General features: G+C 64.8%; 20 protein-coding genes. 6 read left to right on the plus strand and 14 right to left on the minus strand.

Going from position 1 to position 22,280, the window contains the following annotated elements:
* The 12 genes from ccoP to KO538_RS14125 form a co-directional block, all read right to left on the minus strand.
* Complete coding sequence (ccoP, locus tag KO538_RS14070) at window positions 1-921, minus strand: cytochrome-c oxidase, cbb3-type subunit III (protein ID WP_034752517.1); 921 nt, start codon at window positions 919-921, stop codon at window positions 1-3.
* Window positions 914-1,117: a cbb3-type cytochrome c oxidase subunit 3 gene (locus tag KO538_RS14075; protein WP_034752515.1), complete on the minus strand. Its 204-nt coding sequence runs from the start codon at window positions 1,115-1,117 to the stop codon at window positions 914-916. Before KO538_RS14075 ends, ccoP begins: the two co-directional genes overlap by 8 nt.
* Window position 1,118: 1 nt before the next feature.
* Window positions 1,119-1,733 carry a cytochrome-c oxidase, cbb3-type subunit II gene (ccoO, locus tag KO538_RS14080; protein ID WP_034752513.1) on the minus strand — a complete coding sequence of 205 codons (615 nt, stop codon included), beginning with the start codon at window positions 1,731-1,733 and terminating at the stop codon, window positions 1,119-1,121.
* Between the two features lie 15 nt (window positions 1,734-1,748).
* Complete coding sequence (gene ccoN / locus KO538_RS14085) at window positions 1,749-3,176, minus strand: cytochrome-c oxidase, cbb3-type subunit I (RefSeq protein WP_035823294.1); 1,428 nt, start codon at window positions 3,174-3,176, stop codon at window positions 1,749-1,751.
* A gap of 236 nt (window positions 3,177-3,412) precedes the next feature.
* Entirely contained in the window at window positions 3,413-3,589 is a 177-nt protein-coding gene (ccoS, locus tag KO538_RS14090) for a cbb3-type cytochrome oxidase assembly protein CcoS (protein ID WP_034752510.1), read from the minus strand.
* 2 nt (window positions 3,590-3,591) lie between these two features.
* Entirely contained in the window at window positions 3,592-6,030 is a 2,439-nt protein-coding gene (locus tag KO538_RS14095; RefSeq protein ID WP_219328637.1) for a heavy metal translocating P-type ATPase, read from the minus strand.
* Window positions 6,031-6,052: 22 nt separating this feature from the next.
* Complete coding sequence (locus KO538_RS14100; protein WP_219328638.1) at window positions 6,053-6,823, minus strand: sulfite exporter TauE/SafE family protein; 771 nt, start codon at window positions 6,821-6,823, stop codon at window positions 6,053-6,055.
* A 9-nt stretch (window positions 6,824-6,832) separates the two neighbouring features.
* Window positions 6,833-8,281: an oxygen-independent coproporphyrinogen III oxidase gene (gene hemN / locus KO538_RS14105; protein WP_219328639.1), complete on the minus strand. Its 1,449-nt coding sequence runs from the start codon at window positions 8,279-8,281 to the stop codon at window positions 6,833-6,835.
* 24 nt (window positions 8,282-8,305) lie between these two features.
* Entirely contained in the window at window positions 8,306-9,973 is a 1,668-nt protein-coding gene (locus KO538_RS14110; RefSeq protein ID WP_219328640.1) for a PAS domain-containing methyl-accepting chemotaxis protein, read from the minus strand.
* A gap of 195 nt (window positions 9,974-10,168) precedes the next feature.
* Complete coding sequence (locus KO538_RS14115) at window positions 10,169-12,277, minus strand: EAL domain-containing protein (protein ID WP_072456125.1); 2,109 nt, start codon at window positions 12,275-12,277, stop codon at window positions 10,169-10,171.
* A 45-nt stretch (window positions 12,278-12,322) separates the two neighbouring features.
* Window positions 12,323-12,754 carry an inner membrane protein YiaA gene (yiaA, locus tag KO538_RS14120; protein ID WP_034752499.1) on the minus strand — a complete coding sequence of 144 codons (432 nt, stop codon included), beginning with the start codon at window positions 12,752-12,754 and terminating at the stop codon, window positions 12,323-12,325.
* A gap of 84 nt (window positions 12,755-12,838) precedes the next feature.
* Window positions 12,839-13,786: a DUF808 domain-containing protein gene (locus KO538_RS14125; RefSeq protein ID WP_139092122.1), complete on the minus strand. Its 948-nt coding sequence runs from the start codon at window positions 13,784-13,786 to the stop codon at window positions 12,839-12,841.
* 193 nt (window positions 13,787-13,979) lie between these two features.
* Between KO538_RS14125 and KO538_RS14130 the strand changes: the two genes are divergently transcribed.
* From KO538_RS14130 to KO538_RS14140, 3 genes are all read left to right on the plus strand, one after another.
* Complete coding sequence (locus KO538_RS14130) at window positions 13,980-14,621, plus strand: LysE family transporter (RefSeq protein WP_219328641.1); 642 nt, start codon at window positions 13,980-13,982, stop codon at window positions 14,619-14,621.
* Window positions 14,622-14,728: 107 nt separating this feature from the next.
* Window positions 14,729-16,474 (plus strand): FecR family protein, encoded by a 1,746-nt coding sequence (locus tag KO538_RS14135; RefSeq protein WP_219328642.1) that lies wholly within the window; start codon window positions 14,729-14,731, stop codon window positions 16,472-16,474.
* Between the two features lie 316 nt (window positions 16,475-16,790).
* Entirely contained in the window at window positions 16,791-17,087 is a 297-nt protein-coding gene (locus tag KO538_RS14140; RefSeq protein WP_034752493.1) for a DUF493 family protein, read from the plus strand.
* Here KO538_RS14140 and gcvA read toward each other — a convergent pair.
* Window positions 17,080-17,985, minus strand: a complete 906-nt coding sequence (gcvA, locus tag KO538_RS14145) for a transcriptional regulator GcvA (protein ID WP_219328643.1) — start codon at window positions 17,983-17,985, stop codon at window positions 17,080-17,082. The genes KO538_RS14140 and gcvA overlap by 8 nt on opposite strands.
* 108 nt (window positions 17,986-18,093) lie before the next feature.
* Between gcvA and yfcF the strand changes: the two genes are divergently transcribed.
* A complete protein-coding gene (yfcF, locus tag KO538_RS14150; protein ID WP_219328644.1) occupies window positions 18,094-18,726 on the plus strand; it encodes a glutathione transferase in 633 nt (210 codons plus the stop codon).
* Here the strand turns inward: yfcF and KO538_RS14155 are convergent.
* Entirely contained in the window at window positions 18,620-19,885 is a 1,266-nt protein-coding gene (locus KO538_RS14155) for a multidrug effflux MFS transporter (protein ID WP_219328645.1), read from the minus strand. The two genes, yfcF and KO538_RS14155, sit on opposite strands and share 107 nt — an antisense overlap.
* Before the next feature lie 124 nt (window positions 19,886-20,009).
* Between KO538_RS14155 and KO538_RS14160 the strand changes: the two genes are divergently transcribed.
* Together KO538_RS14160 and lipB are read left to right on the plus strand one after the other, a co-directional pair.
* Window positions 20,010-21,482: a PLP-dependent aminotransferase family protein gene (locus KO538_RS14160; protein WP_219328646.1), complete on the plus strand. Its 1,473-nt coding sequence runs from the start codon at window positions 20,010-20,012 to the stop codon at window positions 21,480-21,482.
* Between the two features lie 75 nt (window positions 21,483-21,557).
* Window positions 21,558-22,262 carry a lipoyl(octanoyl) transferase LipB gene (gene lipB / locus KO538_RS14165; protein WP_219328647.1) on the plus strand — a complete coding sequence of 235 codons (705 nt, stop codon included), beginning with the start codon at window positions 21,558-21,560 and terminating at the stop codon, window positions 22,260-22,262.
* Window positions 22,263-22,280: the final 18 nt, after the last annotated feature.

Raw genomic sequence — 22,280 nt, forward strand, 5'->3', positions numbered from 1 at the left:
TCATTTCACGGGCGTCTGAGGATTCGACAGGCTCCAGACATACGCCGACAGCACGTGTACCTTGGATTCGCCGAGGAAATCGCTGAAGGCCGGCATGGTGTTGCTGCGTCCCTTGCGTACGGTTTCCATGATGGTATCGGCGCTGCCGCCGTACAGCCAGACCTTGTCCGTCAGATTCGGCGCACCGAGCATCTGGTTACCCTTCGCATCGGCGCCATGACAGGCCATGCAGGCGCCAAACTTGGCCTTGCCCAGCACGGACTTGACGGGATCCGAGGTCGAACCGGACAGGCTCAGCACATAATGGGCCACGTTCTCGACATCTTTTTCGGAGCCGAGGGCGGCGCCCATCGGAGGCATCTGCCCATTGCGGCCGTGCAGGATGGTGGTCTTGATGATGTCGGGTTCACCGCCATACAGCCAGTCCTTGTCCGTCAGGTTGGGGAAGCCCTTGTTGCCGCGCGCATCCGAACCGTGGCATTGCGCGCAGTAGGTCAGGAACAGGCGCTGGCCGATGGCTTGTGCCTGCGGGTCGGCGGCTACCGTCTTCAAGTCCTGGCTCAGGTACTTGTTGAACAGGGGACCGTAGTCGGCTTCCGCCTTCTTCAGCTCTTCCTCGTACTGGCCCGTCGATTTCCAGCCCAGGCTGCCGGCATAGTTGCCCAGGCCCGGATACAGGAACAGGTAGGCCAGCGCGAAGACGATGGTGATGTAGAACAGCCACATCCACCAGCGCGGCATCGGCGTATTGAGTTCCTTCAAGTCCTCGTCCCAGACGTGGCCCGTGGTGCCGTCGGCGGGGGCGCCGGCGACCACTTTCACTTTCGACTGCGAGTACAGCAGCACGCCGCAGCCGATGATGCCCAGCAGGGACAGCACGATGATGTAGATATTCCAGAAGCCATTGGTAAAGTCAGCCATGGTTATGCTCCTTCGCCAGGTTCATCTCGGCCTCGGCCGGATAGTCGAGCGCGTCGTCGGCGAACGGCAGGCGTGCCGCCGCGTCGAAGTCGCTGTTGCTGCGGCTGAACGTCCACCACAGGATGCCCACGAACGTCGTAAAGGAAACCACCGTCATGACGCTGCTGGCGCTGTCAAACAGGTTTTCGATTGCCATGCTAATTCCTTGTTTTGATTAATGTACCGAGGCCTTGCAGATAGGCGACCAGGGCGTCTTCTTCCGTCTTGTCCTGCAGCTGCGCGGGGCCGGCGGCGATTTCTTCCTCGCTGTACGGCTGGCCCAGGCGTTTCAGGGCGCGCATCTTCGGCACGATCTCGTCAGGCACCAGCTTGGTCTTCGCCAGCCAGGGGTAGGACGGCATGTTCGACTCGGGCACCACGTCGCGCGGGTTGTTCAAGTGCGTGCGGTGCCATTCATCGCTGTAGCGGGCGCCCACGCGGGCCAGGTCGGGCCCCGTGCGCTTGGAACCCCACTGGAACGGACGGTCATAGACGAACTCGCCGGCGACCGAATAGTGGCCATAGCGTTCCGTTTCCGCGCGCAGCGGACGCACCATCTGCGAGTGGCAGTTGTAGCAGCCTTCGCGCACGTAAATGTCGCGGCCCGCCAGGCGCAGCGGCGAATACGGCTTCAGGCCGGCGACCGGTTCCGTCGTGCTCTTCTGGAAGAACAGGGGGACGATCTCGACGGCGCCGCCGATGCTGATCACCACCGTGACCAGGGCGATCAGCAGCCAGGGGTTTTTCTCAATCCATGCATGTGAAAATTTCATTTGCTTTCGCTCCTATCAGGCGTGCGCCGCGTTCAGTTCCGGAATGCGGGCGACGGGGAGTTTGCTGCCGCGCAGAGTCATCCAGGTGTTGTAGCCCATGATGCACATACCCGACAGGTACAGCAGGCCGCCGGCCACGCGCACCACGTAGTACGGATACGTCGCTTTCACGCTCTCGACAAAGGTGTAGGTCAGGGTGCCGTCCGGATTGACCGCGCGCCACATCAGGCCCTGCATCACGCCGGCGATCCACATGGCGGCGATGTACAGCACGATGCCGATGGTGGCCACCCAGAAGTGCACGTCGACCAGGCGCGTGCTGTGCATCTGCGTGCGGCCAGCCAGGCGCGGCAGCAGGTAGTAGATCGAACCCATGGTGATGAAGCCCACCCAGCCCAGAGCGCCCGCATGCACGTGGGCAACGGTCCAGTCGGTGTAGTGCGACAGCGAGTTGATGGTCTTGATCGACATCATCGGACCTTCGAAGGTGGCGATGCCGTAGAACGACAGCGAGACGATCATGAATTTCAGGATCGGGTCGGTGCGCAGCTTGTGCCAGGCGCCCGACAGGGTCATGATGCCGTTGATCATGCCGCCCCAGCTTGGCGCCAGCAGGACCAGCGAGAAGACCATGCCGATCGATTGCGTCCAGTCAGGCAATGCCGTGTAGTGCAGGTGATGCGGGCCCGCCCACATGTAGGTGAAGATCAGTGCCCAGAAGTGGACGATCGACAGACGGTACGAGTACACGGGGCGCTCGGCCTGTTTCGGGATGAAGTAGTAGACCATGCCCAGGTAGCCGGCGGTCAGGATGAAACCCACCGCGTTATGGCCGTACCACCACTGGATCATGGCGTCCTGCACGCCCGCATAGGCGGAATACGATTTCGTGAACGAGGCTGGCATGACGGCGCCATTGACCACGTGCAAAATCGTCACGGCCAGGATGTAGGCGCCGAAGAACCAGTTGGCCACGTAGATGTGCTTGACCTTGCGCTTGATCAGCGTGCCGAAGAACACGATGGCGTAGGCGATCCAGACGATGGCGATGAGGATGGCGATAGGCCATTCCAGTTCCGCGTATTCCTTGCCGCGTGTCATGCCCATGGGCAGGGTAACGACGGCGCACAGGATCACGGCTTGCCAGCCCCAGAAGGTGAAGGCGGCCAGTTTGTCGGAAAACAGGCGCACCTGGCAGGTGCGTTGCACGACGTAGTACGAGGTAGCGAACAGGCCGCAGATGCCGAAGGCGAAAATCACCGCATTCGTGTGCAGCGGACGCAGGCGTCCGTATGTCAGCCATGGTATGTCGAGGTTCAGGGCAGGCCAGGCCAGCTGAGCGGCGATGATAACGCCAACCAGCATGCCGATGATGCCCCATACCACAGTAGCGACCGCGAATTGCTTCACGATCTTGTAGTTATAGTTCAGCGATTGATCCACAAAGACTCTCCCTGGAATTACTATTTATGATGGTGGCCAGAGAGTAAGTGTTTGACCGTGAAAAAACTTTGATGTGGATCAAAATTCCCCGGATGAAATAAGCGTAGCGAACTGGCATCGAAATAAAGTGATATTTCGGTCAAATTCCGCTCAAAAAAGCCATACAAGATCCCTGCAATCAGGGCGGGGCAGACGCGCCGGCCATGGCGTGCGGAACGCCGGCCGGGCTGGTGCGGTCAGGGATGCGGTTCGCCGGGCGCCGGCTGGGGCGGCGTGTCGTCGTCCTGCAGCACGCGCAGGCCCGGTCCGACGAGGTCGTCGAACTGGCCGCCGTCCGAGGCCGTGAAATACACCCACAGGGCGATGAAGACGACCACGACGCTCAAGGGGATGAGGAGATACAGTGCTTCCATGTTCAGGCTTTCCGCAGGCGCAGGGCGTTGGCGATGACGACGGCCGAGCTGGCAGCCATGCCGACGCCGGACAGCCAGGGGTTCAAAAAACCCAGCGCGGCGGCCGGGATGGCCGTCAGATTGTACAGGGTGGCCCAGCCCAGGTTCTCGCGGATGATGCGCATGCTGCGCGCGGCCGTCTTCGCCGTGTCGAGCACGGATACCAGTTGGCTCGACAGCAGCACCGTGTCCGCATGCGCCTGCGCCAGCGCGGCGCCGGAACCCATGGCGAAGGACACGTCGGCGCCGCTCAGCACGGCCGCGTCGTTGATGCCGTCGCCCACCATCGCCACAACGGCGCCCGTTGCCTGCAACTGCTGCACGAAATCGAGTTTTTCATCGGGCAGGCATTCGCCGCAGGCCGTGTTGATGCCCAGTTCCGTCGCCACGCTTTGCGTCAGCGCTTCCTGGTCGCCGCTGAGCAGTACGACCTGCTTGCCGCGCCGGTGGAAATACGCGACGACGTCGCGCGCTTCCGGGCGCAGCGCGTCGCTGAGCAGGAAACGCGTCAGCCAGCGGCCCTGCGTGCCAAGGTACAGCGGCGTCATGCCCTGCATGCCGACGGCCGTGTCGCCCAGCGGCGGCCCGGCGATGGCGGCGACAAAGGCCGCGTTGCCCAAGCGGTAGCGCACGCCATCGACGATGCCTTCCAGGCCCTGGCCTTGCACTTCCTGCAACTGTTCCGCATGCATGCGAAGTTGCTTTCCTGGTAATCCATCCGCTGCCGTCAGGATCGCCTGCGCCAGCGGATGGGCGCTGCCCGCTTCCAGCGCGGCGGCCACTTGCAAGCATGCGTCCTCGCTCAGGCTGCCGAGCCCCTCGATTTGCCGCAGCACGGGCCGGCCCAGGGTCAAGGTGCCCGTCTTGTCGAAGACGATGTGGGTGGCGCGGTGCAGGGTTTCCAAGACATGCGGCTGGACGATCAGCACGCCGCGCCGCAGCAGGCTGTCGGTGGCGGCCGCCAGCGCCGTCGGCGTGGCAAGCGACAGTGCGCACGGGCACGACACAACCAGCACGGCAATCGCCACGGGCCACGCCTGCGACGGGTCATGCCAGCTCCAGAAGGCGAACACGGCGACGGCGAACAGCAGCAGGCCCAGGACGAACCAGGCGGCGACCTTGTCGGCCCACTGCGCGATCTGCGGCTTGCCGCTGCCGGCCCGCTCGATCAGTTTCAACAAGTCGGACAAGGTGCTTTCGCGTGCCGGTTTCAGCACGCGCAGGATAAGCGCCGCGCTGGCGTTGATGGCCCCGCCCGGCACCTGTTCACCTGTCTTGCGTCGCTGGGCCGCGCTTTCGCCCGTCAGCAGCGACAGGTCCAGCGCACTGCTCCCTTCGATGATGACGCTGTCGGCGGCGATCGCTTCGCCCGGCTTGACCAGGATGATGTCGCCCACGGCCAGGCTGCCGGCCGGCACCAAGGTGGTGGCGCGGTTGTCGGGAAAGCCCGCCATCAGCGAAGCGGAGGCGGGCAAGGCGTGCTGGAGGCGCTCGAGCGCGGAGGCCGCCTTGCGGCGCGCCTGCAGCTCGAAATAGCGGCTGCACAGCAGCAGGAAAATGAACATCGTGGCCGAGTCGTAATACACCTCGCCGCGGCCCGTGAAGGTCGCCACCACGCTGCCGAAGAAGGCCGCCAGGATGCCCAGTGCGACGGGCACGTCCATGCCCAGGGTGCGCGCGCGCAGGCTGGCCCAGGCGCCCTGGAAGAACGGCATGGCGGAGTAACAGATGGCGGGCAGGGTCAGCAGCAAACTGGCCCAGCGCATCAGGCTGGCCATATTGTCGTCCAGCGTGCCATCCTCGGCCAGGTAGGCGGGCGCCACGTACATCATCACCTGCATCATCGACAGGCCGGCCACGAACAGCTGGCGGCCCAGGGTGTTGCTGGCTTTTTGCAGGCGCTCGCCATGGCGCACGGCGTCATACGGATAGGCCGTGTAGCCGACTTGCCGCACGGCTTGCAGGATGTCGCCCGGTTCGCACTGGGCGCGGCTCCAGCGCACGTACAGGCGCTCGGTGGCGACGTTCAGGCTGGCCGCCTGCACGCCGGGCAGGCGCGTCAGCTGGCGCTCGATCAGCCAGACGCAGGCGGCGCAGCGGATGCCTTCGACGGACAGGGTCGCTTCGCAGCTGCTGGCGTCGCGCGCGAATTGCGCGTCGTCATTGCTGTACAGGCGCAGTTCGGGCGGCACCATGGTCGCATCGGCCGCATTGACGGCATATTCGTCGCGGTCGCGGTAGTAGGCGCTCTGGCCGATGTCGACGATGGTTTGCGCCACCGCTTCGCAGCCGGGGCAGCACATGGCGCGCGGCACGTCGTCGATGGTCACGTTCCAGCTGGAACCGCTTGGTACGGGCAAGCCGCAATGGAAGCAGGCGGAGGGTTGTAAAACAGCATTCATAGGTTTGTTTTCATGCGTCTTTTCATGGATGGCCCGTGACGCACAGGGCGTCGAGCCAGCCCAGCGAGACGCCATTCGCGGCGCGCAGCAGGCCCAGCAAGCCAAAGCCCAGCACCAGCAAGCCGCTGGCGATGCGCACGGGACGGCGCTGCATCTGCGTGCGCAAGCGCGTGCCCAGCAAACCCATGCCCAGCAGGGTGGGCAGGGTGCCCAGGCCAAAGGCGGCCATCGTGGCCGCGCCGTTCAGGGCCGAACCCTGCATCATGGCCGTCAGCAGCGCGCTGTAGACCATGCCGCACGGCACCCAGCCCCACAGCCCGCCCACGGCCAGCGCTTTTAATGGCGTATCCATCGGCATCAACGGTTTGAGCAGGGGGCGCACGCGGCGCCAGACGACGTTGCCGGCCGCTTCCAGATGGGCCAGGCCGCGCCAGGCATCCATCAGGTACAGGCCCAAAGCAACGAGCATCAGGTTGGCCAGCCAGTAGCCGGCCACTTGTAGTGACGCCAGGTGCAGCATGCCCGCGCCCGCGAGGCTGCCGGCCAGGGCGCCGGCCAGCATGTAGCTGACTATGCGCCCGCCGTTGTAGGCCAGCACGCGCAGCATGTTCGTTTGCAAGGTGGTTTGCAGGGCGGGCCGTGCCACGGAGATGGCGATGACCGGGCGCGCAGGCGCCGCCGGTGCGCTTGCGCCCAGCGACAGGGCGCCCACGATGCCGCCGCACATGCCGATGCAGTGCACGCTGCCGGCCAGGCCGACGAGGAACATGGGCACGAGGCTGAGGGCGTTCATCGCGTGGCGCTACACCGTTTTCGAGTAGCGCAGCGGCTGCACCGTGTCGGGCGCCGTATTCGCGCGCGCCATGGTCAGGTAGCGGTCGAAGACCATGCAGATATTGCGAATCAACAAGCGCCCTTTCGGCGTCACCGTCAGCCAGTCTTCCTCGATGACGAGCAAGCCGTCACGGGCCAGTTCGCGCAGCTTGTCCAGCTCGGCGGCGAAATAGCTGCGGAATTTCACGGGGTGTGCTTGCTCGATGCTGGCGATCGACAATTCGAAATTGCACATCAGCATCTGGATGATGATACGGCGCAACAAATCGTCCGTGTCGAGCTTGATGCCGCGCGCGATCGGCAGCACGCCTTCGTCGAGCTTTTCATAGTACGCGTCGAGCGTCTTTTCATTCTGGCTGTAGACGGCACCGACGGAACTGATGGCCGACACGCCGCAGGCGATCAGGTCCGCTTCCGCGCGCGTCGAGTATCCCTGGAAATTGCGGTGCAAGCGGCCCTGGCGCTGCGCCACGGCCAGGTCGTCCGTCGGCTTGGCGAAATGGTCCATGCCGATGTAGACATAGCCGGCGGCCGTCAGGCGCGCGATGCACAGGCCCAGCATGGCCAGCTTGGTGGCGCTGTCTGGCATGTCGGCGTCGAGGATGCGGCGCTGCGGCTTGAACAGATGCGGCATGTGCGCGTAGTGGTACAGGGCGATGCGGTCGGGGCTGGCGTTGATCACCTTGCGCAGCGTTTCCGTCATCGTTTCCAGGTTTTGTTTCGGCAGGCCGTAGATCAGGTCGATGCTGATCGAGCGGAAACCGGCGTCGCGCGCCGCCTGCATGATGGCCACCGTTTCCGCTTCCGGCTGGATGCGGTTGACGGCCTTTTGCACGTCGGCGTCGAAATCCTGCACGCCCAGGCTGATGCGGTTGAAACCTTGCGCGCGCAGCGAGAACACGCGCTCGCGCGACACGGTGCGTGGGTCGATCTCGATCGAATATTCGCCGTCTTCATCGGAAGCGAACTCGAAATGCTGGCGCAAATGCGCCATCAGTTCGTCCATCTGCTTTTCGCTCAGGTAAGTGGGTGTGCCGCCGCCGAAGTGCAATTGTTCGATCTGGTTCATGCCGGCAAACAGCTTGCCCTGCATGGCGATTTCCTGTTTCAGATAGCTGAGATAGGTGGCGGCCTTGCTGCGGTCTTTCGTGATGATCTTGTTGCAGGCGCAGTAGTAGCACAGGGTGTCGCAGAACGGCACGTGCACGTACAGCGACAGCGGACGGCGGCCGCCGCGCATGCGCAGGGCGGCCAGCGCTTCGAGGAAGTTGCCATAGCCAAAGTCGGCATGGAAACGGTCGGCGGTCGGGTAGGACGTGTAGCGGGGGCCGGACTGGCTCATCTTGCCGATGATGACCGGGTCGAATTCGACGACCGCGTCCAGGTCGGCGGAAGCACTGCTGAGTAGTGTAGGCATGATGTGTATGAAGTCTTGAAAGGTTTAGGCGGCCAGGCGTTTCATGGTGGGCTTGCCGGCGTTCGCGGCGCCCGCAGCACCGGATTTGCCGCCGGGCGTGGCGACGCGGCGCGGTGGCGGCATCTTGCCGAAATTGAACAGGCTCACGGCTTGCGACAGGCTGGCCGCTTCTTCCGCCAGGCGCGTGGCGGCCGCGGCGGCTTCTTCCACGAGGGCCGCGTTCTGCTGCGTCACCTGGTCCATATGGGCGATGGCCTGGTTGACCTGGTCGACGCCGATGCTCTGTTCGCGCGAAGCGATCGAGATTTCCTGCATGATGGCCGTCACCTGCTTGACGGAGCTGACCACCTGTTCCATGGTGGCGCCGGCGCGGTTCACCTGCAGCATGCCGGCGCCCACCTTGCCGACGGAAATTTCAATCAGTTGCTTGATGTCCTTGGCCGCCACGGACGAGCGCTGCGCCAGGTTGCGCACTTCGCCCGCCACGACGGCAAAGCCCCTGCCCTGCTCGCCGGCACGCGCCGCTTCCACGGCCGCGTTCAGGGCCAGGATGTTGGTCTGGAAGGCGATGCCTTCGATCAAGCCGATGATGTCGACGATTTTCTTCGACGAGGTATTGATGTCGTCCATGGTGGTGATCACTTCGGAGACGATCTCGCCGCCCTGCACGGCCACTTTCGAGGCAGCCACGGCCAGCTCGTTCGCCTGCACCGAATTGTCCGCGTTCTGTTTCACGGTCGACGAGAATTCTTCGATGCTCGAAGCCGTCTCTTCCAGGCTGGCCGCCTGCGATTCCGTGCGGCCCGACAAATCCATATTGCCGACGGCGATTTGCCTGGTGGCCACGGCCATGGTTTCCACGTTGATGCGCACGTCGCGGATGGTGGCGATCAGGTTGCTGTTCATCTGTTGCAGCGCGCGCAGCAATTGCCCCATTTCATCCGTGCTGTCCGTTTCGAAACTGCCCGACAGGTCGCCGGCGGCAATCGCCCGTGCGCCGTTCAGGGCCTTGCCCAGCGGCTTGAGCACGGACATGCGCAAGGTGTACCAGAGGAAAACGTTGATCAGGAAACCGAACAGGGTGGCGCCGAAGATGGCGTAATTGGTGATCTTGCCGCCGCTGGCGAACAGGCTGATGACGCACACCAGCAGTTGCAGACAGTTGACGATGGAGGTGGCGGCCCAGATGCGCAGGTTGAGCGACATGTGCGTCAGATTGTGCAGCAGGTGCGCCAGGCCCGGGCGCACGATCTGGCCGTGCTTGATGACGATGTTGCCGCCTTCCTTGTTGCGGATGGCCGCGTAGGCTTCCTCGGCCGCTTTCACCTGATCTTTGTCAGCCTTGACGCGCACGGACATGTAGCCGATGGTCTTGCCCGCTTCGCGGATCGGCGTGACGTTGGCGCGCACCCAGTAAAAGTCGCCGTTCTTGCAGCGGTTCTTGACCAGGCCCGTCCACGGCGTGCCGGCCTGGACCGAGGCCCACAGGTCGGCAAACGCTTCGGCCGGCATGTCCGGGTGGCGCACGATGTTCTGAGGCGAACCGAGCAGCTCGGCCTCGCTGAAGCCGCTGACCTGGCTGAAGTACGGATTCACATACACGATATTGCCGTTCATATCCGTTTTCGACACGATGGCCTGATCGTCCAGGACGAGGACTTCACGGTTAGTCACTGGCAAATTTTGTCGCATGGTCGCGGCTTCCTGATCAGTTGAATAGCTAATTGGTGAGTAAGACTTGCACGATTGCAAGAATGGAGATCAGTGTAAGGAGTCGCCTGCGCAAATTTATTGATGTAGATCAAAATCCTCCAGATTGGTCGTGCTTGCACGCATTTAGCAATAGCAATGCGGCATTGTTTTAAAGCTACTGGTTGCCGTTGGTGGCTAATCCACGCCCGCCGTCAGCGGGCGCAGGCTGCCCACGGCGTAGCCTTGCGCGTAGTCGATGCCCAGCTCGCGGATGACGGCCAGGGTGGCTTCGTCTTCCACGTATTCGGCCACCGTTTTCAAGCCCATCACGTGGCCCACTTCATTGATGGCCTTGACCATGGCGCGGTTGATGGCGTTGCTGGCGATGTCGCGCACGAAGACGCCGTCGATCTTCAGATAGTCGACGGGCAGGGCCTTCAGGTAGCCGAACGAGGAAAAGCCGCTGCCGAAGTCGTCGAGCGAGAAGCGGCAGCCCATGGCCTTGAGCTGGCGCATGAACACTTGTGCCTTGGGCAGGTTGGCGATAACGGCCGTTTCCGTGATTTCAAAGCAGAGCTGCTCGGGCGCGATGGCGAATTGCACGAACTGCTCGGTGATGTAGTCGTGCAAGCCGGCATCGGCCAGCGACATGCCCGACAGGTTGACGGAATACAGGGCCGGTGCGCGGCGCCGGCTTTCCGCCATCGCTTCGATCGGCGGCAGGCTGTCGCGCACGCTCTCGATATGCGCGCAGACGGCACGGATGACCCAGCGGTCGATGGACAGCATCATGTCGTAGCGCTCGGCGGCGGGGATGAAGGCGCCCGGCAAGATCAGGTCGCCCTGGCTGTTGCGGATGCGGATCAGCACTTCGTCGTGGTGTTCCTGGCTGTCGTTCAGGTGCACGATGGGCATGGCGTACAGGCGGAAGTAATCGTGGGCGAACGCTTCGTTCAGGCGCGAAATCCACAGCATTTCGCCGTGCCGCTGGGCCAGCATGACGTCGGACTCCTGGTAGACATGGATGCGGTTGCGGCCCTGCTCCTTGGCCAGGTAGCAGGCCTGGTCGGCGGCGCTCAGCAGCTCGCTCATGGACTTGCTGTCCTGGCTGATTTCGACCATGCCGATGCTCACGCCCAGCTCAAAACTGCGGCTATCCCAGGCGAAACGGAAATCGCGGATGGACTGGCGCAGCTGTTCGCCGATCTGGCGTGCATGGTCGAGCGGACAGTGCGGCAACAGCACGCCCAGTTCGTCGCCGCCCAGGCGCGCGAGGATGTCGCTGTCGCGCATTTGTGCCTGCAGCATTTTCGCCAGCAGCTGCAGCAGCACGTCGCCGGCGCCATGGCCGCAGGTATCGTTGATGACCTTGAACTGGTCCAGGTCCAGGTACAGCAGCGCATGCACGTGGCCATCCTGCTTGGCCGTGTGCAGGGCGCCGGCAACCAGGTGTTCGAATTCGCGCCGGTTGATCAGGCCCGTCAGGGTATCGTGCGTGGCGTGCCACGACAGTTGCTGGCTCAGCTTGCGCTCATGGCTGACGTCGCGGAACACGACGACGGCGCCGAGGATGTCGCCGTCGCGCGACCAGATCGGCGCGGCCGAGTCTTCCACGGCGATGTGCCGTCCATCGCGCGTGACCAGCTGCGAATGCGCTGAAATGCCGATGGCCTGGCGCTGCTGCAGGCATTTGTATGCCACGTGTTCGAGCGCTTCGCCCGTGCGTTCGTCGACCAGCGGCAAGGTCTGGCTGATATCCATGCCGCGTGCCAGTTCGTTGCTCCAGCCCGTCAATTGCTCGGCCACCCGGTTCAGGTAGCGTGTCTTGCCGTACGGATCGGTGGTGATCACGCCGTCGCCGATGGAGCTGAGTGTCACTTCGGCCAGTTCCTTGCGCTCGGCGATCAGCAGTTCGCGCAGCATGTGCTCGGTGATATCCCAGATGATGCCCAGGGTGCGGTCGGGCTGGCCATCCGCATCCGTGAACACTTGCGCCTTGGCCGCCAGCCAGCGTTCGCTGCCATCGGGCCAGACGACGCGGTATTGCAGGGCGTAGCCGTCGCGCTGGCGCACGGCTTCCTGCATCACCTCGAGCAGCGGGCCCTGGTCATCCACATGGACGAAGCCGAGAAAGGTGCGAAATGGCTGTGTCAGGGCCCGCTCTTCCAGGCCCAGCAAGGCAGCCCCCTTGGCCGACCAGCTGACCGTGCCGTCGATGACCTGGCCGTCGATGAGGCGCGAATCCCAGATCGCCATGTGCGCCGCCTCCAGCGCCATCTGCAAACGTTTTTGCTGGTCGCTCATCGTCCTCTCCTGAGATGGATACAAGGATAGATACGCGGCTGGTGTTTAAGTTCCCGGTATCTCGGCGGGCGTCGCGGCCGAGGCGCGCGCCACGTCGCGCACATTCTTTTGCACGGCCACGGCGGCAAACAGGCTGAGCAGGAATGCCATCGCATAGAAACCCTTCTCGCTGTTCTGCAGGGTGGCGTTCCACAGGCCGACCGTCAGCAGCAGCAAGGCCAGCAGGACGGAAATCCAGCACAGGCCGAAATAGATGCCCGTCACGGCGATGCCTTCGGCGCGGTCGCGCACGGATTTTTGCAGCGAGATGGCGGCGAACAGGCCGTACATGAGGATCGTGAAGTAATAGCCCTTCTCGTTGAGCGCCATGCTGGTGTTCCACAGGCCGGACAGATAGGTGATGACGCCGATCAGCAATGCCGCCCAGGAGGCGCCGATAAAGGCGCTGCTGGGACGTTGGATGGGGGAAGTCTGCATAGGGTCTCCATGGACGGACGGCGCCGCCGGCATGGCCGGGGCGGCAGGCACGGATGCGCCTGCCGCCCCATCAGATCAGAAAGTTTATTTGCTTGACTTGACCATGCGCAACAAAGCCGACACGGCCGTGACGCCGGCCAGCACCAAGCCACCGGCGATGAGGCCGGCTACCGCGTTGATCAGGCTGGGCGTGACGGCTGCCAGCACGGGGCCGATGCCGGCCACGCCGCCGACGGCAGCTTCCGCATGGTGCAGCATGCCGCTGGCCCACGGCCAGCCATGCGTCAGAATGCCGCCGCCGACCATGAACATGGCCAGGGTGCCCACGACGGAGAGAAATTTCATCAGTTTCGGCGCCGCCGACACGAGCATGCGGCCAAAGCCACGCACGCCGTCCATCAGCGCGCCCGCGCCCTTGCGCGCAGCCAGGTAAAAGCCGGCGTCATCGAGCTTGACGATGCCGGCCACCAGGCCGTACACGCCGACCGTCATGAGAAGGGCGATGCCGACGACGACGGCCACCTGCTCGGCGAAGGTGGCCGCGGCCACCGTGCCCAGCGCGATGACGATGATTTCCGCCGATAAAATGAAGTCGGTGCGGATGGCGCCCTTGATCTTGTCTTTTTCCAGCGCGACGAGGTCGACCTGCGGGTCGCGCAGCGCCTGCGCCAGCTCGGCCTTGTGGCTGTCGTCCGGGTGCAGGTATTTGTGCGCGATCTTCTCAAAACCCTCGAAGCACAGGTAGGCGCCGCCCACCATCAAGAGCGGCGTGATGGCCCACGGCGCAAACGCGCTGATGGCCAGCGCGGCAGGCACGAGGATGGCCTTGTTTTTCAGCGAACCGACGGCGACGGCCCAGACGACGGGCAATTCGCGTTCGGCGCGCACGCCGGCCACTTGCTGTGCGTTCAGGGCCAGGTCGTCACCGAGCACGCCGGCCGTCTTCTTGGCGGCCACCTTGGTCATCAGGGAAACGTCGTCGAGGATGCTGGCGATGTCGTCGAGCAGGGCCAACAGGCTGGAGCCGGCCATCTCAGCGCGCTCCCGCTTTGGTGACAGGGAATCGGGGAGCGAAGAAAGTGTTGTTTTTCATGATGTTATTCTTGGTTGTACGGCAAGGGATGGCCCAGGTAAGGCATGACTGCGATCTTACCTCAGGGCGGGCCGGCAAGGCCGCACTGAGCGGGTTAAAATTGCCCCTCATTCCCATTTTTTTGGAAACCGCATGCCATTTGCCACCTGGATCACCTTTGTCGTCGCCGCCTCCATCATCGCCGTCTCGCCCGGCTCGGGCGCCGTGCTGTCGATGTCGCACGGCCTGTCGTACGGGGTGAAAAAGGCCAGCGCCACCATTCTCGGCCTGCAGCTGGGGCTGCTGGTGGTGCTCGGTATCGCCGGCGCCGGCGTCGGCTCTTTGCTGCTGGCCTCCGAAGTGGCGTTCAATATCGTCAAGACAGTGGGCGCCCTGTACCTGATCTACCTGGGCCTGTCGCAATGGCGCGCCAAGGTGGCGGTGGCCGGCGACCTGCATGCCGACGCCGTGGTTCCGTCCTGGCGCCGGCGCGTGCTGACGGGTTTTTTGACGAACGTGACGAATCCGAAGGGCATCATCTTCATGGTGGCGGTGTTGCCGCAATTCATCAGCCCTGCTGCGCCCTTGCTGCCGCAATTGCTGATCCTGGCCGTTACGATGTGCACGATCGACCAGATCGTCATGCACAGCTACGCTTTCCTCGCTTCGTCGATGCAGCGCTTTTTCCGCGATGCGAAGGCCGTGAAAAAGCAGAACCGCTTCTTTGGCGGCTTGCTGATGGCCGTCGGCGCGGCCCTGTTCTTCGTCAAGCGCGGTGGCCAGACGGCATCCTGAACGAAGTCAATATGCAAACATTTGTAAGCCCGCTTGCGATGTCCGCCTGATGCGGATGTAATCGGCCTGTTGTCTTCCTTTCATCTGCGTCCTGCCTGGAGCGCGCCATGCGTCCGACCCTGCCCCTGCTGAAAACCATCTGCGCCGTGCTGCTGTCGTCGGCGTGTTCCCTGGCCTTGGCCGAGGATCCGCCCGCCCGCGTGGGGCGTATTTCCAACGTCGAAGGGCAGGTGCTGGTGCGCGCCGGCGATGGCGACGCGCAAAACGCCCTGCTGAACTGGCCCGTCACGACGGATAACCGTTTGAGCACCATGCGCGGCGCGCTGGCCGAGTTTCGCGTGGGCGCGGCCGCCGTGCGCCTCGATGGCGATTCCGAGCTGGAAGTGAGCGAGCTCGATGACGACAGTTTCAAATTGCACCTCAGCTATGGCACGGTCAGCGTGCGCGTGCGCAATCCCGACGCGCTGCGCGGCTTCGAGCTGACCACCGCCCAGGCCCGCGTGATCCTGACCCAGCCGGGCTGGGTGCGCATTGAGGCGGGGCGCCAGCCCGGCGCCAGCGTCGTCAGCGTACTCGACGGTGCGGCCGACGTGGATGGCGCAACGGGCAGCGTCACCTTGCGCGCAGGCAAGCGCGCTGAACTGACGGACGAAGAATTGCGCACGGGCGCCTTGCAGCGGATCGCCTTCGACAACTGGCCCGAAGCCTTGCCCGCCGCCGCGCCGGCCTTGCGCTATGTCACGGACGATACCACCGGTTATGAAGAGCTGGACCGCTACGGCGCCTGGCAGGAAGACGCGGAATACGGCCCCTTGTGGCTGCCCAGCGCGGTGCCGGCCGGCTGGGCGCCGTACAGCGACGGGCGCTGGACGTGGATCGCACCGTGGGGCTGGACCTGGGTCGACAATGCGCCGTGGGGTTATGCGCCCTCGCACTACGGCCGCTGGGTGCTGCTGGGCCACCGCTGGGGCTGGGCGCCGGGACGCGAGCGCGGCCGCGTGCCCTGGGCGCCGGCGCTGGTGGGCTGGGTCGGCGGTAATCATGGACCACATAACGGACCACAGCATGGCCAGCGCCCCGGCGTCGGCTGGTTTCCTTTGTCGCCGCACGAGCGCTACGTGCCCGGCTACCGCGCCAGCGCCGAGTATGAGCGCCGCATCAACCGGATGGCCGAGGGGCGCCGCCCCGTGGCGGGCGAGCGCGAACGGCGCGAAGGCATGACGATGCTGCCCGGCGAGCGTTTTGGCGGCTCGCGGACGGTCGACGTGCCGCGCCGCAACCGCACCACCATGCCGCCGCCCGTCATGCAAAGCTTGCCGTTGAGCACTGCGCCTGCGCCGGCCGGCAACTGGCAGCGTCCCGTTGATGCACCGCGCGGCGACAGGGAGCCCCGGCGCGACTGGGTCAACCGCCCTGGCCGCTTGCAGACGGACGATGGTCAGACGCACCTGGCGCCGCGTCCCCTGCAGCCGAACCGGCCGCCCGTGCCGGCCCAGCCGCCGGTGCCGCCGCAGCCCCTGATGCCGGCCATGCCGGCCTTACCGCCCGTGCAAGATCATGTGGCCCGCCCCGGGTGGCGAGGCGAGGAGCGGCCCCGCGCCGACTGGCACCGCGCCGAGCGTGACTCCCGCCGCGAAGCGTTGCAGACGGCGCCGCCGCCGTCCTTGCCTGCCCCGCCGCCCGTGGCCCAGCCGCGCCCCGCGCCGCCGCCGATGCCGGCCCCAGCCGCCCGTCCACCCCAGGAAGCGCGCGGTGCCGAGCGCGCCAATCCGCCGCGTGAGCGCAACCATGAGCGTCACAGCGAGCGCGGCGGTCCCGGCCGCAATGGCCGGATGCAGGAGGTGGAGCGCTGACGGCCGCGCCGTCTGTCGCCCCGTATCGACATTCACGCCGCGAAATGCGCAGTTCGTCACATACCGGAGGCAAAGCCGCCGTCGTTTGTCTACAGTACGACCACTGCTTATCCTCCAAGTGACAGCATCGCTTTTCCGGCTATTTTGTCCAAACGAAATAGTTTTCCGCCAGCTTACCCAGCTGGCTTTTTTTTTGCCTTGCCGTCTGCGCCATGGCGGCTGGCGCAGCCGCCCTCAAAGTTGGCTACAATACGCTTTTATGCAGCCGCCGCGCGATAAGCGCTGCCTGTTCTGACCGGCACTGATTGGAATTCCCATGCAAACGACCCCACCGACCGAAGTGACGATTCCCCCTAGCGAATCGCTGATCGAATACCCGAGCGATTTTCCCATCAAGATCATGGGCCCGACGCATGTCGACTTCGCGCCGACCATGCTGGAGCTGGTCATCAGCCACGACCCGACCTTCCACGCGGGCCGCATGGAAGAGCGCCCATCGGGCAAGGGCAATTACACGGGCCTGACCGTCACCGTGCGCGCCATCAGCCGCGAGCAGCTCGACGCCCTGTACACGGCGCTGTCGGGCCACCCGATGGTCAAGATCGTCATGTAAGCAAGGTGGGCGCTTCGCGTGCCTGGAAGGCGGCGATTTCTTCGCCCAGCCAGGCACGGAAGGCGCGCACGGGCTCGCGCTGCGCCGCAGCGGGCGGGCTGACCAGGTAATACGCGTCGGCGCAGAGCACGGCCATGTCGAACAGGCGCACCAGCCGCCCCGCCGCCACCTCCTGCAGCGCCACCACATGGCGCACCAGCGCCACGCCGTCGCCATCGATGGCCGAGCGTATCAGCATCGACAAATCCTCGTACAGTACGCCGCCCACGGGTTCGGCCAATGGCAAGCCGGCCGCCGCCAGCCATGGACGCCACGGTTCGAGCGAGCGCAGCAAGGTCGCCTGCGCCAGTTCGCCCGGCGTGGCCGGCAAGTTGCCGCCCCGGTAATGGGGACTGCAGACGGGGTAATACACGTCACCCATCAGCGGCTGCACCAGCAGACCCGGATAATGGCCGCGGCCAAAGCGGATGCCCACGTCGATGCCCTCGCCTTCCAGGTCCTGCAGGGCGCCGCTCGTTTGCAGCACCACTTCGATGCCGGGATGGCGTTCGATGAAATGCCCGAGGCGCGGCGCCAGCCAGCGCGCCGCAAACGAGGGAATCGCCGTGATCGTCAGCCGCGTATTGGCGGGCGCGGGCCGCAGCGCTTGCGCCGCCGTGGCGATCTCCGTAAAAGCCTTGCCCAGCACCAGCGCAAATTGCCGTCCCTGCGGCGTGACCGTCACGTGGCGGCCGTTGCGCTGGAACAGCAGCAAGCCCAGCTCTTCTTCCAGCTTGCGCACCTGGTGGCTGATGGCGCCGTGCGTCAGGTGCAGCTCCTCGGCCGCGCGTGAAAAATTGCCATGGCGGGCGGCCGCCTCGAAGGCGCGCAATGCTGAAAAATTAGGCAGTCTGGACATGACGGTTTATGTGAATAAAAGTAACAATAACAACGAATATAACTCGTTTTGTTAGCTTCACACTGCGCTTTATGATGAATCCTGTTCACTTACCCACAGGAATCTGCCATGTCCTTCATTTTGTATGTCGACCGCAACCGCATCAGCCCGTACGCCCTGTCCGCCTTTGTCGCTCTGAGCGAAAAGCGGGTTTCCTTCACCGTGCAGGACGTCGACCTGGACGGGGGCGCGGCGCGCCAGCCGCCGTTCAGCACGCTGAGCCTGACGCAGCGCGTGCCCGCCATCGAGCATGCCGGCTTTGTCCTGACGGAATCGAACGCGATCGCCGATTACCTCGACGACGTCTTTGCCGCGCCCGACTATCCATCGGTGCTGCCGCGCGACGTACGCCAGCGGGCGCGGGCGCGGCAAGTGCAGGCATGGCTGCGCAGCGATCTGCTGGCGCTGCGCAACGAGCGCGATTCCACCGTCGTGTTCCACCCGTCCCGCGCGGCCCATGCGCCGCTGTCGCCGGCGGCGCAGGCCGCGGCCGCCAAGCTGCTGCAGATCGCGGGCGAACTTGTGCACGGTGACTACCTGGCTGGCGCCTGGAGCATCGCCGACACGGACCTGGCCCTGATGCTGCTGCGTTTGATCAAGAGCGGCGAGCCCGTGCCGCCTGCCCTGCGCGACTATGCGCTGGCCCAGTGGCAGCGCCCTGCCGTACAGCAGTGGCTGGCGCAGGTGCCGCAGCCGATTTAGTCAGCCGCCACACGAGGGCAAAGGCCGCGCTGGCCGCCGCCGTCACCCACAGCAGCGGCTTTTCGCTGCCGTCCGTGATGGCGGCGATGACGGCGCCGCAAACGGCCGTGATGAGCATCTGCACGAAGAAGAACAGGCCCGAGGCGCTGCCCGCCTGGTCGCCATACGGCTGCAGCACGGCCAGCTGGCAGGCGGGAATGGCCATGCCCACCGACACCATCACCAGCAGCATGGGCGCCACCAGCGATGCCACTTGCCGCGGTGCCAACGTACCCGCCAGCAACAGGCTGGCCGCGCCCGCCACATTGATCAGCACCGCCAGGCCCAGCATGTAATCGGCGCCCAGGCGCGGTCCCAGCGCGCGAAACAGGCTCGAGCCCGCGATATAGCCGCTGACCGTCAGCGCGAACACCAGCGCATATGCGTGCGGCGACAGATGCATGCCTCTTTGCAACAGCACGGACGATTCCGCGATGAACGGGAAATACGTGCAATACACGCAGCCGATGGCCAGCGCATAGCGCAGGAAATACGCATCGCCCAGCAGGCGGCGGTACAGCGCCAGGGTATGTCCTTGTGGTACGACGCTGGCCGGCCTGGTTTCCGGCACATACGCGGCGATCAGCCCCAGCGACAGCGCCCCCAGCAGGCACAGCACGCCAAACACGGCGCGCCAGCCGAATGCCGCGTCGAGCACGCTGCCGGCCAGCGGCGCGAGGATAGGCGACAAGCCCATCACCATCGAAATTTTCCCCAGCATGCGCGCTTGCGTGGCGGGATCGAAGCGGTCGCGCACCATGACCCGGCCGATGATGGTGCCGCTGCAGCCGCCGAACGCTTGCAGCACGCGCGCGGCGATCAGCACGTGCACGTCGCTGGTCACGGTGCAGACGATGCTGGCGAGCACAAAAATGCCAGTGCCGGCCAGCAGCACGGGACGGCGTCCGTAGCGGTCGGCCAGCGGCCCGCAAGCGAGCATCGAGGCGGCCGAGCCGGCCATGAACAGGCTCAAGGTCAGTTGCAACTGGGCATCGCTGGCATGCAGGGCATCGGCCATGGCCGGCAGCGAAGGTAAATAGATGTCGATGCTGATGCGCGACAGGCAGACCAGCAGCAGCACGATGCCGCCCCAGGCCCATACAGCGATTTGTTTCTGCATTGTTTATACGATCCATACAAGCGTGCGCCCCGCTGGCGCACCGGAACGGTGAGAGTAGGACGGTTGTGGTGTAATGCGAAGTGCCACTCATCAGAAAACTTATTGGACCACTTGGACGATTATCATGCCGCGAGGAAAATCACCGCACGCCCTGGACTTGCCTCGCCCGACCAGCTGGCTCGACAAGGAAGGCGTCAACAAGCAGGATGGCGCGTATGAAGCGCTGCGCTCGGCCATCCTGACGAAGATGCTGCCGGCGGGCAGCCGTTTGCCGTCCAGCCGCACTCTGGCCGAACGGTGGGAGTTGTCGCGCGGCACCATCGAAACCGTGTTCGACCGCCTGCACGCGGAAGCGTACGTGACCCGTGTGCCCGGCTCCGGCACGCGCGTGTGCGCCGTCGTGCCGGAACGTTTTTTGATGGCAGGATTTGGCGATGCCACCCTGGCGGCACCGGCTGTGGCGCCCGCGCCCGCATCGGACACGGGCGTGCGCGACGGCTTGCCGTTTGTTGCGCGGCGCGCCGACGCCAGCCTGTTTCCCATGGCCGCCTGGTCCAAGTGCGCCACGCGGGCACTGGCCGCCGTCACGCCGGAGCAGCTGTGCAGCGCCGACCCTGCCGGCCTGCCCCAGCTGCGCCAGCAGATCGCCGACTTCCTCGCCAAATACCGCGGCATCCGCTGCGACCCGCAGGACATCGTCGTCACGACCGGCATCCGCCACGCGATCGACTTGCTGGCGCGCGGCATCGTGCGCAACGGCGATAAAGTCTGCCTGGAAGATCCGGGCTACCCGGCCGCGCGCGCCCTGTTCGCCCTGGCCGGCGCCGTGCCCGTGGACATTGCCGTCGACGCCGAAGGCATCGATTGCGCCGCCCTGGCCGCGCACGCGGATGCCTGCCTCGCCTACGTGACGCCGGCGCACCAGTCGCCGCTGGGCGTGACCATGTCCGTCACGCGCCGCCTGGCCTTGCTGGAATGGGCGAACGACAATGGCGCCTGGGTGGTGGAAGACGATTACGACAGCGAATTCAATTACCACAGCGCGCCGCTGGCGGCCCTGAAGGCGCTGGACCAGTACCAGCGCGTGATTTATTGTGGCAGTTTCAACAAGACTCTGTTTGCCGGCCTGCGCGTGGGATTCATGGTGCTGCCGCCCGCTTTGCGCCCGCAGTTGCTGCGCATCGTGCAGTTGACGGGCCGCTCCGTGGGCGTGACGGAACAGCTGGCGCTGGCCGCCTGGATGGAGGAAGGCGCCTTCGTGCGCCATTTGCGCCAGGCGCGGCTGGCCTACAAGGAGCGGCGCGACCTGTTGCTGGTCTGTCTCGAGCAGACCGCGCCCGGCCGCTACACGATCACGGGACAGCAGGCGGGTTTCCATTGCGTGCTGTGGCTGCCGCAAGACAGCGATGAACGGGGGTTTTGCGCGCGCGCCGCGCAGGAAGGGCTGGCGCTGCAGCCGCTCGGCGACTTTTGCCACAGCGCAAAATTGGCGCCGGCCGTGCTGCTCGGTTATACGGCCTTGAGCCTGGCCCAGGTACGCCACGCTGCACAAAAATTGGGCAGATTGCTGCTGTTGCCAGAGTCCGCCCCGGAATGAAACGGCCGCCTGGCTTATAATCACGGCTTCGCCGCAGCGTCCGCAGGGCGCCGGCAGCTGATTACAGAATCTGTCATGACCACCACCCGCACCGAAACGGCGCTGATCCGCGAACTGGGCCGCGTCGATTACGAGCCCACCTTTGCCGCCATGCGCGCCTTTACCGACGCGCGCACGACGGAGACGCGCGACGAACTGTGGATCGTCGAGCATCCGCCCGTGTTTACGTTGGGCCTGGCGGCCGACCGCGGCCATCTGCTGGCTGGCGCAGATGCGATTCCCGTGGTGCAGACGGACCGGGGCGGCGAAGTGACGTTCCACGGTCCCGGCCAGGTGGTGATTTACCTGCTGATGGACTTGCGCCGCAACAAGCCGGGCGGCAAGCTGTATGCGCGCCAGTTCGTGCATAAAATCGAGCAAGCCATCATCAACGTGCTGGCGGCGTATAATCTCGCTGGCGAGCGCATCGATGGCGCGCCTGGCATTTATATTGCCGGCGGACCAGACAAGGGTGCGAAGATCGCCGCGCTGGGCTTGAAAGTGCGCGGCAACGGCTGCACCTACCATGGCGTATCGCTCAACGTGGCGATGGACCTGGCGCCGTTTTCCTGGATTAACCCTTGTGGCTATTCCGGACTGAAGACGGTGGACATGCGCAGCATGGGCGTGGTGGCGCCGCTGGCCGAAGTGCAGCGGGCCCTGGCCCATGAATTGACCGTATTACTCGATGTAAGCGAAGCAAACAGCGCCGCAGGCGCGCCTCAGGCAGCGGATGCCTGAGCAAACAAACCAACATGC

The sequence above is a fragment of the Janthinobacterium sp. NKUCC08_JDC genome (genome assembly GCF_019345575.1).
Taxonomy (GTDB): Bacteria; Pseudomonadota; Gammaproteobacteria; order Burkholderiales; family Burkholderiaceae_D; genus Janthinobacterium; species Janthinobacterium aestuarii.